This is a genomic window from Alistipes provencensis (genome assembly GCF_900083545.1).
Taxonomy (GTDB): domain Bacteria; phylum Bacteroidota; class Bacteroidia; order Bacteroidales; family Rikenellaceae; genus Alistipes; species Alistipes provencensis.
Window position 1 is genome coordinate 2693663 of sequence record NZ_LT559262.1, and the last position, 15571, is coordinate 2709233.

Here is a 15571-nt window from a genome sequence, read left to right on the forward strand (position 1 = left end):
ATAGAGCGCTGCCTCAGAAACCGGGCGGCAATAAAAAACAAGAGTCATGAAACAAATCGCCAAGAACCTTTCCTTCGCAGGGATGTTGCTGCTCGTCGGCTTCTTTGCGTCGTGCAAGGACGATGAGGATCCCATCAAGGATCTGACTGTCAAAATTCCCCCCCCCTCGCGGGAGAATATGTCATTGAACAGGGGCAGAGTTTAGAAATCCCCTTTACGGTAGGTGAGGCGAAGAACGCCGAACTGACCGCCACGGCAACGCCCGACAAGACCGAATACACGGTCGCAGCGACTCTTTCCGCATCCGATCCCGGATCGGGAGTCATCACGGTAACGGCACCCGATCTCATCCTTTCTCCCGTTACCGTCACCATCACCCTCAAGGTCGACGATTCCAAGACACAGCGTTCCGCAACCGGGACGGTGACCGTATCCTCGAAACTCATCGACGGATTCACCGAGATCACCACCCCCGCCAACTGCTATATAGCAGCTCCCGGAGCCCTTGTGAAATTCCCCGCAAATATCGGCAACACGACCGAAAAAGCCGCTTTCAAGACGGCTGAACTCCTGTGGCAGGACGCCGCAGGACTGGTCGAACAACTCATAGCCGCCCCTGAAGAGAACTGCGTGTATGCAATTCTCAAATCAGGTGTGAGCGGTAACGCCGTCGTCGCCGTCAAGAACGCCGACGGAGCCGTCGTGTGGAGCTACCACCTCTGGGTGGCCGATTTCGATCCCGATGCCAGCGTCATGACTTGGACCGATGCCGATGGCGGCGTCACCTATAAGATGATGGACCGCTATGTGGGTGCCGTCAGCAACCAGCCGGGCAGCGATCTTTCCAACGGTCTGTTCTACCAGTGGGGCCGCAAGGACCCGTTCGGCACCTCGAACTACGAGGGCAAGCTGAAAGCCATGTACAATATGGCCGGCGAAGAGGTGACGCGCACGGTCGAGGCTTGCGCCGCCGAGGATAACATTCCCAATTCGATCGCCAATCCGCTGACCCATTATTCGGGTGTGAGCGGCGGCAATTACAGTTGGCTCACGACCGTCAAGGCCAATATCGCCACCGACGCCATGAAGGACCTCTGGGGTGCCGAGTCGGGCACGCAGACCAAGTACGACCCGTGTCCGGCAGGCTGGCGCGTCGCTCCGCAGGCCGCTTGGAAATTCTATAACGATGCCGATGTGACCAAAGAGATCGTCTTTGCCGCCGGTGTCGAGTCGCCTGCGAACAAGGATCAGTTGGGACGCAATGTCTCGACCGACGGCACCACGAAATTCTATTTCCCCTCGCAGGGCGAGATCGCCCACGGCGGCGGCTACTCGAACGGTATCGGTACGAACTGGCCCAGCGGCAAAGCATGGTCGTCGACGGTGGATGCGGCCTATTTCCGTTCGTTCGGAACGACGGTTTCGCCGACCTCGGTCAGCTACACGGGCGGATTCTCCCAAGGATACGAACTTCCCGTGCGCTGCGTGAAACTCTGATCGGATTTCAAAATTTTTAAACCCTAATACATATGAATTTAATCAACAAACTCGGCAAGAGTCTGCTTGCCGCATTGCTGCTGACGGGGGCCGCGACCATCGTGTCGTGCGGCTCGGACGATTCGGACGACGGTCCGAAGCTCGGGGAACTGAAAGCGATCTTTTCGTCGGATAATTTCTCGGTCGAGGCCGGCGGAACCGTCTCGCTGCCTTTTACCGTGACCGGAGTCGAGGGAGCCACGCTCGCGCTGAGCGCCACGCCTTCCAATACGGCCGCCACGACAAGTGTCACCAGCGACGCCAACTATGCAGGATCGGTCGAATTCACGGCCCCAGCAATTACCGACGGTGAAAAGATCACCGTGACGCTGACCGTTACCGATAGTAAGAATAACCGCACCACGACGGCCCAGACTTCGGTGACCGTGGGCGCTTCGGAGAAGCTCGCCGTTGCGCTGAGCGCCGACATCAAGTCGATGGCCACCAAACCCGGCGGCTCGTTCGAACTGCCGTTCACGGTGACGGGCATCGGTACGGCAACGGTAGCCTCGGATGTGACCCTGACCGCTACGTCGGGCTGGAACGCCACCTGCGAGTGGGGTTCGGACAAGACCTCGGGCAAGATCAAGGTGACGGCCCCGGCTGCGCTCACCCCGACGCTTGCGCTGTCGATGACCATTTCCGACAACCATAACCGCACCGCGAAACTCGAGGCGACGCTGACGATCGTCGAGATATCGACCGCCGCCAATGCCGCCAACTGTCACATCGTGGCCCCGGGCAGCACGCTGACCATCAAGGCTGTCGAAGGCAACTCGACGACCGAACTCAATTTCAACAACGCCGCGCTCGTATGGCAGGATGCACAAGGCATGGTGAAGTCCGTTTCGGCGAACAGCTCCGAAAAGGTAGTGGTCGTCCAGCTCAACGCCGGAATCGTGGGTAACGCCGTCGTTGCCGCCAAACTCGACGATGTGATCGTCTGGAGCTGGCACGTCTGGGTCACCGACTACGATCCGATGAGCGATCCGTTCGTCTGGACCGATAAATCGACGGGTACGAGCTATACCTTCATGGACCGGAACCTCGGTGCCAAAAATGCCAAGAAATACGATGCAGGTTCGCTCGGCCTGCTCTACCAGTGGGGCCGCAAGGACCCGTTCGTGGGTGCCGACGGTACGGAGTCTTCGGTTTATGTGCTCAAATACGACATCGACGGCAACCGTGTGCGCGAGGTCAGCGAGGAGCGTCCGACCTATCCGTCGAGCGATTACGAGAGCACCAATCTTCTGCTGTCGATCCAGAATCCCAACACATTCTATTCCGCACCCAGTTCGGCATGGCCCGTCGTGGACTGGCTGACCGACGACGCACAGCGTCAGAACCACGATCTGTGGGGCGGCGTTTCGGGTTACAAGACCAAGTACGACCCGTGTCCCGAGGGCTGGAAGGTTCCCGAAGCGGGTGCTCCGTGGGGATTCCGTAAGGAGTACAAGAAAGCGGGCGCCCTCAATGACGGGCAGCCCTACGATTCGAGTTATCCATGGTTCATCGAGTACGATGACGCTTATTGCATCGGCTTCCGCTACAAGCAGGCCGATTCGGGCAAGGAGTACTGGTTTCCCTTCACCGGCAAGAAGGATTGCAACAAGGGAGATCTGAACGGTGTCGGCGGAGGTGCCAATTACAACACCGCTACATGTCAGAACACACTGGCTATCATGGAGATGCTCGCATGGGGCAATCCGGCGAGCGAGACGGGCCTCAACCGTCCGTACGGTTCTTCGGTACGTTGCATCAAGGAGTGATGACCGACCTGAAAGTGTAGAAATCTGAGGGGTTGCCGGCCTGAGTGGCGGGCAACCCTTTTTACCAGCAATTCAAACCCGCTTAAAACAGCATGAAATGAAGAGATTTCTGGCAACAGTCATAGCCTGTGTGGCGATCTGCGCCGTGCAGGCCCAGTCCCGCATGGTGCGGGGCACCGTGACCGATGCCGCCGACGGATCGCCTGTGGTGGGCGTTGCCGTCACGGTGGAGAACGGGACCGCGGCTGCGGTCACCGGGCTCAAGGGCGACTATACGATCAGAGCTTCGCAGGGGCAGACGCTCGTTTTCTCGTTCTTGGGCATGACTACCCAGCGACACAAGGTCGGCGCGGCCGACGTGATCGATGTGAAGATGGCCGCCGACAACAAGGTGCTCGACGAGGTGATCGTCGTGGCTTACGGAACGACCAAAAAGGAGACGTTCACCGGCTCGGCCGAGATCGTCACGGCCGAGAAGCTCAAGGACCGTCCCGTGACCGATGTTACCAAGATGCTCGACGGACAGGTCGCAGGCGTCATGTCGACCTCGGGCGGCGGACAGCCGGGCAGCGGCGCCGAACTGCGCATCCGCGGTTTCGGGTCGATCAACGCTTCGAACTCCCCGCTGCTGGTGGTCGACGGCGTACCGTTCGACGGCGACCTGAATTCGATCAACAGCAGTGACATCGAGTCGATGTCGGTGCTCAAGGACGCTTCGGCGGGAGCCTTGTACGGCGCCCGCGGAGCCAACGGCGTGATCCTGATCACGACCAAGCAGAACGCCGGACGGGGCGAATCGCTCAGCGTACACCTGAGCGCCAAGGTGGGCGTCAGCTCGCGGGCCATTCCCTCCTACAACACGATGTCGGCCCGCGAATATATGGAACACATGTACTTGGCCTGTTACAACGATCTGGTCTATACGGAGGGCTACCTCCCGTCCGTAGCTGCGGGGATGACCGCCGACCGGCTTGCACGCCAGATACTCGGCACGGACAATATCTATAATGTTTACGACAAAGAGATCGGGCAGCTTTTCGACTCGAACGGCAAGATCGTGAAGGATGCCCGCCAGAAATATAACGAGAGCTGGCTCGACGAGGCCGAGGCCAAATGCCCGGTTCGTCAGGAGTATCAGGTCTCGGTCAACGGTTCGGGCAAAAACAGCCGTTACCTCGCTTCGCTGAGCTACCTCAACGAGGAGGGTACGCTCAAGACCACGGGTTTCGAACGTTATACGGTGCGTGTCGGTGCGGATTTCTCGCCCAAAAAATGGCTCGATTTCGGTGCCAACGTCAACTATGCGCACACCGACAGCCAGTTCCTCGGCTCGGAGGGCACGGCCAACAACACCAATGTCTGGTATTCGGCCATGCTGATGGCCCCGATCTACCCGGTCTACAAGAAGAATCCCGACGGCAGCACCGTGTACGAGGATGACAAAAAGGTCTTCGACTACGGCTCGTCGCGTCCGGCCGGGGCGCAGAACAACCGCAACTCGGTGGCGACGCTTTTCGACGACGACTATTATACGCTGACCGACAACGTCAGCACCCGCGCTTATGTGGGCTTCAACTGGAAAGGGCTGAAATTCACCTCCAATATCGGCGTGGACAACGTCAACGCCTACGAGACGACCAACTACAATCCCTATTCGGGCAACGCCGCCGGCACGGGCCGTCTCACCAAGGAGAGCAGCCGCATGATGAGCTATACATGGAACCAGTTGGTGTCCTACAAGACGCAGATCGGCAGGCACAACATCGATGTCATGGCGGGCCACGAGTTCTACAACTACAACATGCGCTACATCATCGCCGAGCGCACCGGATTCCCCTTTGCCGACTACGACGATCTGGGCATGGGTTCGACACTTGCCGAGGCCAATTCGGCTTCCGACAACTATTCGATCAACTCCTACCTCTCCCGCGTCAATTACGACTTTTCCGACCGCTACTATTTTTCGGCGAGCTTTCGCATGGACGCCTCTTCGCGTTTCAAGAAGGAGAACCGCTGGGGAGCCTTCTGGTCGGTGGGCGCTTCGTGGCGCATCTCGCAGGAGAAATTCCTGAACGGCGTGAGCTGGATCGACAACATCACCCTCAAGGCCAGCTACGGCGTGCAGGGCAACGACAACCTCGGCTCCTACTACGCATGGCAGTCGCTCTACGACATGAACTACCCGAATGCCAACCAGTCGGGTGCGGTCATCAACTCGATCGAGAACAAGGACGTGACGTGGGAGAAAAACGGCAACCTGAACGTCGGCGTCGAATTCCGCCTGTTCGACCGCCTTACGGGTACCGTCGAATGGTACAACCGCAAGACCACCGACCTGCTGCTGGAGTACCCGATGGCCATTTCGCTCGGCTTCCCGGGTTATTACGCCAATGTGGGCAGCATTGTCAACCGCGGTTTCGACATCACGCTGGGCGCCGACATCATTTCGACACGCGACTGGCGCTGGAACGTTACGGTGATGGGCTCCACGCTGAAGAACAAGGTCCTGAAGCTCACCGACAACGGCGAGGACATCGTCAACGGCGTCTACATCATCCGCGAGGGGCAGGAGATCAACACCTTCTATATGTCCAAGAGCGCGGGCGTCGACCCGACCACCGGCGAGCAGCTCTACTGGGCCTATGAAAAGAACGCCGACGGCAGCATGAAGCCCGGCTCGGAGTACATGACCAACGACGCTACCGTGGCCGCCGGTTGCAAATACCTGCAGGGCAGCCGTATTCCCGACATCTACGGTTCGATCTCGTCGTCGCTGAAATTCCGCGGCTTCGATTTGGGGCTGCTGTTCACCTATTCGCTCGGGGGCAAGATCTACGACTCGATCTACAACGCCATGATGGAGCCGTCGTTCGTCGGGCAGACCTACCATCGCAACGCCCTGCGCACATGGACCGCCCCGGGGCAGAGGACCGACGTGCCGCGCACGACGACCACCGCCTCGACGCAGATCACCGACCGCTACTTGGTCGACGCTTCGTACTTCGCCGTGAAGAACATTTCGCTGGGTTACAGCTTGCCGAAAGGAGTGCTGGGCAAGGTCGGCATCGAATCGCTGCGCGTCTACCTGTCCGCCGACAGCCCGTGGATCTTCACCCACCTGAAGGGTATGAACCCGCAGGCCAGCTTCACGGGGTCGACCTCCTATTCCTATACGCCCAACCGCACGTTCACGCTGGGTGTGGACTTAAAATTCTAAACCGCGATGAAAAAAATCAGATACATACTCCTTTGCCTCGTGGCCTGCGCCGGTCTGTCCGGCTGCGGCGACCTGATGGAGACCGATCCGTCGAACGAGGTGGACAAAAGTTTGATCCTCAAGGATGTCAACGCCGTCAAGGTGGCCATGAACGGAGTCTACTCCACGATGTATAACCGCATCGACTTCGTGACGGCCAACGCCCACCAGTGCTTCGGCAACATGGCCGTGACGCTGTGCGCCGAGGTGATGGGCGACGACATGATCCAGACGGCGCAGGGTCCCGGATGGTTCTGGAAGGACTACAACTACGAGGCCCGTGTACGCTATACCAGCAAAATCTGGCGGAGTTACTTCACATGGAAATACTTTTACGAGATCATCAGCAACGTCAACTACATCCTTTCGGTCGAGCATACCGCCACAGGGGATGAGAACGAACTGAAATGCGTCATGGCGCAGGCCTACGCCGCCCGGGCGTTCGCCTATTTCATGCTGATCCAGTCGTTCCAGCAGACCTACAAGAAGCACGAGACGTGGCCCGGGGTACCCGTGTACACCGAACCCACGACCAGCGCATCGAAAGGCAAGGGACGCGGAACGGTGGAGCAGGTCTACACGCAGATCAACGACGACCTGACGGCTGCCCTGACGCGTTTCGAGGAGTGCGGCATCGCGCAGGAGCACATTTCCAACCTCGACTACTACGCCACGAGTCTGCTCAAAGCCCGTGTCGCGCTGGTGCAGAACGACTGGCCGACGGCCGCCGAGGCCGCTGCCGAGGCGATGAAGAAACCGGGCCGTTCGCTGCTCAGCAGGACCGACGCCACGGTCATAAAGGGCACGTTCGACGACGCGACGAGGAACTGGACCACGGGCAAGACGCCGTTCAACTCCGTGGCCTCGAGCTCGGTGCTGTGGGGTGCGGAGATGCTCTCGGAACAGTCTACCGTCTATGCGTCGTTCTTCTCCAACATGGACGCCTGCACCGATGTCTACTATGCGGCCGAGACGCCCAAGTGCATCAGCAACTGGCTCTATGCCCAGATTCCCGACACCGATGTCCGCAAAGGGTGGTGGAACGGCAATATCGGCATTCCGGCCGAGGACTGGAGCTACGGCGCCAACATCAACTACAACCAGCACAAGTTCCAATGGGCCGACCAGAAGGCGCACAAGGGCGATTATATCTTCATGCGGCTGGAGGAGGCTTACCTCATCCGTGCCGAGGCGCTGTGCCGTATGGGTGCCGAATACGAGGACGAGGCCCGCAGCGCGCTGCTCGAACTGGGTTCGCGCCGCGACACGGAATATGCCAAGCGCATCGAGACGCTGACGGGCGGCACCCAGACCTTCGCCACGACGGGCGTCGTGAAGACCCTGCTCGACGAGATCATCCTCCAGCGCCGCATCGAGCTGTGGGGCGAAGCCGGGCGCATCTTCGACATCCTGCGTCTGGCGAAGGGGTGGACGCGCTATTGGGAGGTGAACGGTGAGAAGAGCAACCACACCAATTACCTGAGCAAATATGCCGAGTACCTCAGTTTCCCGGCCGACTATCTCGAGTGCATCATGATGATCCCGCAGGCCGAGATCGACAACAACCCCAACATCACGGCCGCCGATCAGAATCCCTATGTTCAATCCTAAATGCGTATAAGCGATGAAATCATTCCATATGGTTGCGCTGCTTGCCGTCGCGGCGCTTGCCGCAGTGTCCGGATGCAGTGACGACGTGAAGAAAACGACCTATTCGGGCAGTTCGGGCTTCGGGTTTGCGGCTTCGGTGCTCAATGTGGAGGTCGGTTCGGCGAATGCCAACCAGATTCTCGTGCCGATCTACCGCGGCACCGAGGACATGCAGGTCGCCGAGCTGCAATTCGAGTACGACATCTCCAAGGCGGGGGCTTCCGAACCGTACTGGTCCGATGCCGATCCCGCGGGCATTTTCTCGCTGACCACCCAGCGGGTGATCTTCGCCGACGGGGCGAAGGTGGCCTATGCGCTGGTGCGTTTCACGAACCTCGACCTGCTGGGCATCACCACCAAATACAAGATGCGCCTGACGATCAAGGACTCCCTGAGCCCTTCGAAGCGCGATCAGGTGACGCTGTCCGTGAGCCGCCAGTTGACGTTCGATTATCTGGGCAAGTGCGATTACCACGATGCCTGCGTCTTCGACGGCATCTACAAGGCCGACATTTACCGGGCTCGGGAGGCGGAGATTTACCGCGTGATGGACCCCTATACCGAGGGGCTTATCAAGGAGGAGTATGCCGAGAACGGCTGGATGGGAACCCCGTCGGCCTATGTGCAGTTTGCCGTCGATGCCAACGGGCAGATCACTTACGAACCGTTCTGTACGGGCATGATGGTCAATGCGAAATATACGGCCTATGCCTATTATCCGGGTGAATATATCTGGGGAAAGGATTTTTCGGATTACAACAAGGAAAATAAAAAGCTGTCGGACAAAGTGTTACAGCTTTATCCGGTCTACTGTCTGCCCGAATACCAATACGGATTTCTCAACGACGGAGCCTATCCGCTGACCGTTACATTGCCATAAAGGAGCGGTAAATAAGCGATTTAGGCGATTATTTAAGAATTTTTATTTATATTTGCGAAAGATAGGTCTTTCGCATGGATAGGCGGCGCCCGACAGAGCCGACAAAATCGACTCTGTCTGTGGCCCGCGCTGTCTTTGTCTGAGTTTACAGGTTAAAAACAGGTTAGTTATGAGTGAGAAATTGTACATTTTCGACACCACGCTCCGCGATGGTGAGCAGGTCCCCGGCTGTCAACTGAACACCACCGAAAAAATCGAAGTCGCCAAACTGCTCGAAAACCTCGGTGTGGACGTGATCGAGGCCGGTTTTCCGATCTCCAGCCCCGGGGATTTCAATTCCGTGCTGGAAATTTCCAAAGCCGTTTCCGAACCGACGATCTGTGCGCTGACCCGCGCCGTGGAGAAGGATATCGATGTGGCGGCCGACGCCCTGCGACTTGCCAAGCACAAACGTATCCATACGGGTATCGGCGTGTCGCCGCAGCACATCTACGACAAACTGCGCTCCACGCCCGAGAAGATTCTCGAACGGGCTGTCGAGGCGGTGAAATATGCCAAACGCTATGTCGAGGACGTGGAGTTCTATGCCGAGGATGCCGGACGCGCCGATGTCGAGTATCTGGCCCGCGTGGTCGAGGCGGCCATTGCCGCCGGTGCCACCGTGGTCAACATCCCCGACACGACGGGCTACTGCCTCCCGAGCGAATACGGCGCCAAGATCAAATACCTCGTCGACCATGTGTCCAACATCGACCGGGCCATCATTTCGACCCACTGCCACAACGATCTGGGCATGGCCACGGCCAATACGCTGAGCGGCGTCCTGAACGGCGCCCGGCAGGCCGAGGTGACGATCAACGGCATCGGCGAGCGCGCCGGCAACACCTCGCTCGAAGAGGTGGTGATGACGCTGCGCTGCCACAAGGATGTCAATATCGACACGAATATCAACTCGCAGCTCATCACCAAGGCTTCGCACTTGGTGTCGAGCCTGATGAACATGCCCGTACAGCCCAACAAGGCCATCGTGGGCCGCAACGCCTTCGCCCACTCGTCGGGCATCCATCAGGACGGCGTGCTGAAACAGCGCCAGACCTACGAGATCATCGACCCGCAGGATATCGGGCTCAACGAGTCGGTCATCGCCCTCACGGCCCGCAGCGGCCGTGCGGCCCTCGTCCATAGGCTCGAACTGCTGGGCTACGACCTCACGCCGGAGGAGCTGGACGCCACTTACGAGAAATTCCTCGTGCTGGCCGACAAGAAAAAGGAGATTCACGATTACGACCTGCTGTACCTCGTGGGCGACATCGACCGCATGAAACAGCAGTCCGTGGCGCTGAAATTCCTGCAGGTGACCACCGGAACGCTGGTTCCGACGGCTACCGTGGTGCTGAAATTCGGCGACCACGAACGTATGGCCATCGCCACGGGCAACGGCCCGGTCGACGCCGCGGTCTCGGCCATCAAGAAGCTTATCAACGAGAAGGTCGTGCTTTCGGAGTTCCTGATGCAGGCCATCACGCGGGGTTCGAACGACGTGGGCCGCGTCCATGTGCAGGTCGAGTGCGGTAGCCGCACCGTCCACGGATTCGCCGCGCATACCGACACCACGCGGGCTTCGATCGAGGCATTCCTCGACGCCCTGCGGGCACTCAATGTAACCGAAAAGATCGAAGAGGAGAATTGATATGGGACGAACACTTTTGGACAAGATTTGGGACGCACACACCGTGCGCATCGAGGACGGCGGCCGCTGCGTGCTCTACATCGACCGGCAGTATATCCACGAGGTAACATCGCCCGTGGCCTTCGGGGGCATCGAACGCCGGGGCTTCGGCGTGGCTCGCCCGGCGCAGATCACCGCCACGGCCGACCATAACATCCCGACCGTCGACCAGCACCTCCCGATCGAGGAGCCCGAGTCGCGGCGGCAGGTCGAGGCCCTGGCCGAGAACTGCGCCCGGCACGGTATCGAGCATTTCGGGGTGGGGCACCCCAAGCAGGGCATCGTGCATATCATCGGCCCCGAGCTGGGCTTCACGCAGCCGGGCATGACGATTGTCTGCGGAGACAGCCACACCTCGACGCACGGAGCGCTGGGAGCCGTGGCGTTCGGCGTGGGCACCTCGGAGGTCGAGATGGTCTTCGCCAGCCAGTGCATTCTCCAGACCAAACCCCGGACCATGCGCATCACCGTCAACGGCGACCTGCGCCCGGGTGTGGAGGCCAAGGACGTCATTCTCTACATCATTTCGCAGATCACCGCTTCGGGCGGCACGGGCTATTTCATCGAGTTTGCCGGCAGCACGATCCGGTCGCTTTCGATGGAGGGCCGCATGACGGTCTGCAACATGAGCATTGAGTGCGGTGCCCGCGGCGGCATGATCGCCCCCGACGAAAAGACCTTCGAATATCTCCGGGGCCGTGAACGGGCTCCTCAGGGGGCCGATTTCGACCGGGCCGTGGCCCGCTGGCGGGAGCTTTACAGCGATGCGGACGCGGTTTTCGACAAGGAGTACCGCTTCGATGCCGCCGACATCGCCCCGATGATTACTTACGGCACCAATCCCGGGATGGGCATGGCCGTCGATGCGTCGATCCCCGCCGATGCCGATCCCAAGGCGCTGGAATACATGGGTTTCGGGGCCGGTGAGAAACTGCTGGGCAAGCCGGTCGACTATGTCTTCGTCGGCAGTTGCACCAACGGCCGTATCGAGGACCTGCGACGCTTCGCCCGTCTGGTCGAAGGACGCCGCAAGGCCGACAACATCACGGCATGGATCGTCCCCGGTTCGAAGGGCGTTGAAGCCGCCGCCAAGGCCGAGGGACTGGACAAGATTCTGGCCGCCGCGGGTTTCGAACTCCGCCAGCCGGGCTGTTCGGCGTGCCTTGCGATGAACGCCGACAAAATCCCTGCGGGCAAATACAGCGTCTCGACCTCGAACCGCAATTTCGAGGGGCGTCAGGGACCCGGGGCCCGCACGATGCTCTCGGGCGTGGCCGTAGCGGCCGCCGCCGCGGTGACGGGACGGATTACGGACCCGCGCGAACTTTTCGAATTCTAAAGAAGCAAAGACATGGCTATACCCAAATTCGTAACTTTCACCTCGGGGGCGGTGCCCGTCAAGGTGGAGAACATAGATACCGACCAGATCATCCCGGCGCGCTTCCTGAAGGCCACCGAGCGCAAGGGATTCGGCGACAACCTTTTCCGCGACTGGCGTTACGACGCCTCGGGCGCGAAGATCGCGTCGTTCCCGCTGAACGACGCCCGCTACGAAGGGCAAATCCTCGTCGCCGGGCGCAATTTCGGGTGCGGCAGTTCGCGCGAGCATGCCGCTTGGGCCATTGCCGACTATGGTTTCCGTGTCGTGGTGTCGAGCTTCTTCGCCGACATCTTCCGTAACAACGCCCTGAACAACGGCCTGCTGCCGATCCGTGTCAGCGAGGAGTTCCTGAAAGCTATTTTCGATGAAATCCGCCGCGATTCGAAAGCGCAGTTCACGGTCGATCTGGACAACCAGACCCTGACCGTCGTGTCGAGCGGCCGCAGCGAGCGTTTCGAGATCGACGCCTATAAGAAGCGCTGTCTCCGGAACGGCTACGACGACGTGGACTACCTGCACAGTATCGCCGACAGGATCGCGGCTTTCGAAGCCGCCCGCAAATAGACCGAGCCGATGCTTCGCCCGGTCGAAATAATGGACACGACGCTGCGCGACGGCGAGCAGACCTCGGGCGTTTCGTTCAATGCCCGCGAGAAGCTCGCCATCGCCCGGCTCCTGCTGGAAGAACTGCGCGTGAGCCGCATCGAGATCGCCTCGGCGCGGGTCTCGCAGGGCGAACAGCAGGCCGTGCGCGCCGTCGCCGAATGGGCCGCCGCCAAGGGGTATGCCGACCGCGTCGAAGCCCTCGGGTTCATCGACGGCGGGCTGTCGCTCGACTGGCTGGGCGCGGCCGGATGCCGCGTGGTGAACCTGCTGGCCAAGGGTTCCCGCAAACACTGCGAGGGGCAGTTGCGCCGCACGCCCGAAGAGCATCTGGCCGATGTGCGCGCCGAGATACTTGCCGCCGTCGACCGGGATATGCGGGTGAACCTCTACCTCGAGGACTGGTCCAACGGCATGCGCCACTCGCCCGACTATGTCTATGCCATGCTCGACGGACTGGCCGACGCTCCCGTGCAGCGGTTCCTGTGCCCCGATACGCTGGGGGTGCTCGATCCCTATGATACCGAACGTTTCTGCCGCGATCTGGTGGCGCGCTATCCGCAACTGCGCTTCGATTTCCATGCCCATAACGACTACGACTTGGCCGTGGCCAACACCGCCGCCGCCGTGCGGGCGGGTTTCCACGGGGTCCATGTCACGGTCAACGGACTGGGCGAACGCGCCGGCAATGCGCCGCTGTCGAGCACCGTGGCGGTGCTCCACGACCGGCTGGGCTGTACGACCGGCATCGACGAGACGAAGATCAACCGCGTCAGCCGCACGGTCGAGTCCCACACCGGCATCCGCATTCCCGCCAACCGCCCGATCGTGGGCGAGAGCGTCTTTACGCAGTGCGCCGGCATCCACGCCGACGGCGACAACAAGAACAACCTCTATTTCAACGAACTGCTGCCCGAACGCTTCGGCCGCGTCCGCGAATACGCGCTGGGTAAGACCTCGGGCAAGGCCAACATCCTCAAGAACCTCGAGGTGCTGGGCATCGACCTCGACGAGGCCGCGATGCGCAAGGTCACCGAACGGGTGGTGGAGCTGAGCGACAAGAAGGAGCTGGTGACGGTCGAGGACCTTCCCTATATCGTTGCCGACGTCCTGCGCTACGACCTTGCGGACAATCCGGTGAGGATACTCAATTACAGCCTTTCGCTGGCGCAGGGACTGCGCCCCGTTGCGACGCTCAAGATCGAGATACACGACCGTCCCTACGAGCAGACCTCGGCCGGCGACGGCCAGTACGACGCTTTCATGCGGGCTCTGCGGCAAATCTACCGCGAACAGCTCGGGCGCGAGTTCCCGATGCTGCGCGACTATGCCGTCTCGATCCCGCCCGGCGGCCGCACCGACGCCTTTGTGCAGACGATCATCACATGGGAGATGGACAGCCGCGTGTTCAAGACCCGCGGACTGGATGCCGACCAGACCGAAGCCGCCATCAAGGCGACGATCAAAATGCTGAATATCATCGAAATAAACTATAACGACAATGGATGTTAACATCGCTCTTTTAGCCGGCGACGGCATCGGTCCCGAGATCGTCGCCGAAGCCGCCAAGGTGCTGGACCGCGTGGCGGAAAAGTTCGGACACAAGATCACCTATACGCCTGCGCTGGTGGGCGCCGCGGCCATCGACGCCACGGGCGACCCCTATCCCGACGAGACGCACCGCGTCTGCCTTGCCGCCGACGCCGTGTTGTTCGGGGCCATCGGCGACCCGAAATACGACAACGATCCCACGGCCAAGGTGCGCCCCGAGCAGGGTTTGCTGCGGATGCGCAAGTCGCTGGGACTGTTTGCCAACCTGCGCCCCGTGGCGCTGTTCGACGCGCTGGCCGACCGTTCGCCGCTCCGGGCCGAGGTCGTGCGCGGTACGGATTTCATCTGTGTGCGCGAACTCACGGGCGGCATCTATTTCGGTCGTCCGCAGGGCCGTGACGACGACGGAAAGCGCGCTTTCGACACCTGCACCTACACCGTCGGGGAGATCGAGCGGGTTCTGCATGTGGCGTTCCGGCTGGCCGCTTCGCGCCGTCATAAACTTACGGTCGTCGACAAGGCCAACGTGCTGGAAACCTCGCGTCTGTGGCGCGAAACCGCCCAGCGCATCGCCAAGGAATACCCCGCCGTAACGGTGGATTATATGTTCGTGGACAACGCCGCCATGCAGATCATCCGCCAGCCGGCCTGTTTCGATGTGATTGTTACCGAAAACATGTTCGGCGACATCCTCACCGATGAGGCCAGCGTCATCAGCGGTTCGCTGGGCATGCTCTCTTCGGCGAGCGTCGGCGCCGAGGTGGCCCTTTTCGAACCCATCCACGGCTCCTATCCGCAGGCCGCGGGCAAGAACATCGCCAACCCGATGGCCACGATCCTCTCGGCCGCCATGCTGCTGGAGCACTTGGGGCTCGACGCCGAGGGCAAGGTCGTGCGCCGGGCCGTGGACAAGGCCCTCGCCGACGGCATCGTCACCGAGGACCTCGTCGCTTCCGGAGCCCGGGCGCACTCGACCTCCGAGGTGGGGGATTACGTTGCGAAGAACGTATGAACGGTCCTCTGAAATAACGGGTTGTTTGCAGACTGCGTTTCGCAGTCTGCTTTTTTTGTAGTATCTTTGCAATCCTAATCAGAGTGCTGCATTCCGGTCGCATGCGATAAGCCCCTCCCGAGGGCCGTTTAAGAAACGGCTCTTAAAATGTGGAGCGGAGTGTTGGATCCGATGTTTAACATCCGGGGATCGCCCCTAAAGCCC

At 60.3% G+C, this 15571-nt stretch carries 10 protein-coding genes; all 10 read left to right on the plus strand.

The features are described 5' to 3' along the window. Positions 1-423: 423 nt before the first annotated feature. The 10 genes from BN5935_RS10435 to leuB all read left to right on the plus strand — a co-directional run bounded on the left by BN5935_RS10435 (position 424) and on the right by leuB (position 15367). On the plus strand, positions 424-1497 hold the full coding sequence (locus BN5935_RS10435; RefSeq protein ID WP_064976059.1) for a fibrobacter succinogenes major paralogous domain-containing protein: 1074 nt from the start codon (positions 424-426) through the stop codon (positions 1495-1497). A 32-nt stretch (positions 1498-1529) separates the two neighbouring features. Further along, on the plus strand, positions 1530-3305 hold the full coding sequence (locus BN5935_RS10440) for a hypothetical protein (RefSeq protein WP_064976060.1): 1776 nt from the start codon (positions 1530-1532) through the stop codon (positions 3303-3305). Between the two features lie 97 nt (positions 3306-3402). Beyond that, on the plus strand, positions 3403-6522 hold the full coding sequence (locus BN5935_RS10445) for a SusC/RagA family TonB-linked outer membrane protein (RefSeq protein ID WP_082944104.1): 3120 nt from the start codon (positions 3403-3405) through the stop codon (positions 6520-6522). Between the two features lie 6 nt (positions 6523-6528). Further along, the gene (locus tag BN5935_RS10450; protein WP_064976061.1) at positions 6529-8172 is read left to right on the plus strand and encodes a RagB/SusD family nutrient uptake outer membrane protein; all 1644 of its coding nucleotides are present in this window, start codon (positions 6529-6531) and stop codon (positions 8170-8172) included. Between the two features lie 13 nt (positions 8173-8185). Continuing rightward, entirely contained in the window at positions 8186-9091 is a 906-nt protein-coding gene (locus BN5935_RS10455; protein WP_064976062.1) for a hypothetical protein, read from the plus strand. Between the two features lie 169 nt (positions 9092-9260). Continuing rightward, positions 9261-10781: a 2-isopropylmalate synthase gene (locus BN5935_RS10460; protein WP_064976063.1), complete on the plus strand. Its 1521-nt coding sequence runs from the start codon at positions 9261-9263 to the stop codon at positions 10779-10781. A 1-nt stretch (position 10782) separates the two neighbouring features. Then, a complete protein-coding gene (gene leuC / locus BN5935_RS10465) occupies positions 10783-12159 on the plus strand; it encodes a 3-isopropylmalate dehydratase large subunit (RefSeq protein ID WP_064976064.1) in 1377 nt (458 codons plus the stop codon). Positions 12160-12171: 12 nt separating this feature from the next. After that, entirely contained in the window at positions 12172-12765 is a 594-nt protein-coding gene (gene leuD, locus BN5935_RS10470) for a 3-isopropylmalate dehydratase small subunit (RefSeq protein ID WP_064976065.1), read from the plus strand. A gap of 9 nt (positions 12766-12774) precedes the next feature. Further along, positions 12775-14316 (plus strand): alpha-isopropylmalate synthase regulatory domain-containing protein, encoded by a 1542-nt coding sequence (locus BN5935_RS10475; protein WP_064976066.1) that lies wholly within the window; start codon positions 12775-12777, stop codon positions 14314-14316. Continuing rightward, positions 14306-15367 carry a 3-isopropylmalate dehydrogenase gene (leuB, locus tag BN5935_RS10480; RefSeq protein WP_064976067.1) on the plus strand — a complete coding sequence of 354 codons (1062 nt, stop codon included), beginning with the start codon at positions 14306-14308 and terminating at the stop codon, positions 15365-15367. Before BN5935_RS10475 ends, leuB begins: the two co-directional genes overlap by 11 nt. The last annotated feature ends 204 nt before the right edge of the window (positions 15368-15571 follow it).

Coding starts and splice junctions, on each gene's coding strand:
- BN5935_RS10450 (WP_064976061.1), top strand. CDS start 6,529: ATGAAAAAAATCAGATACATACTCCTTTGCCTCGTGGCCTGCGCCGGT.
- leuB (WP_064976067.1), top strand. CDS start 14,306: ATGGATGTTAACATCGCTCTTTTAGCCGGCGACGGCATCGGTCCCGAG.
- BN5935_RS10455 (WP_064976062.1), top strand. CDS start 8,186: ATGAAATCATTCCATATGGTTGCGCTGCTTGCCGTCGCGGCGCTTGCC.
- BN5935_RS10475 (WP_064976066.1), top strand. CDS start 12,775: ATGCTTCGCCCGGTCGAAATAATGGACACGACGCTGCGCGACGGCGAG.
- BN5935_RS10460 (WP_064976063.1), top strand. CDS start 9,261: ATGAGTGAGAAATTGTACATTTTCGACACCACGCTCCGCGATGGTGAG.
- BN5935_RS10445 (WP_082944104.1), top strand. CDS start 3,403: ATGAAGAGATTTCTGGCAACAGTCATAGCCTGTGTGGCGATCTGCGCC.
- leuC (WP_064976064.1), top strand. CDS start 10,783: ATGGGACGAACACTTTTGGACAAGATTTGGGACGCACACACCGTGCGC.
- leuD (WP_064976065.1), top strand. CDS start 12,172: ATGGCTATACCCAAATTCGTAACTTTCACCTCGGGGGCGGTGCCCGTC.
- BN5935_RS10440 (WP_064976060.1), top strand. CDS start 1,530: ATGAATTTAATCAACAAACTCGGCAAGAGTCTGCTTGCCGCATTGCTG.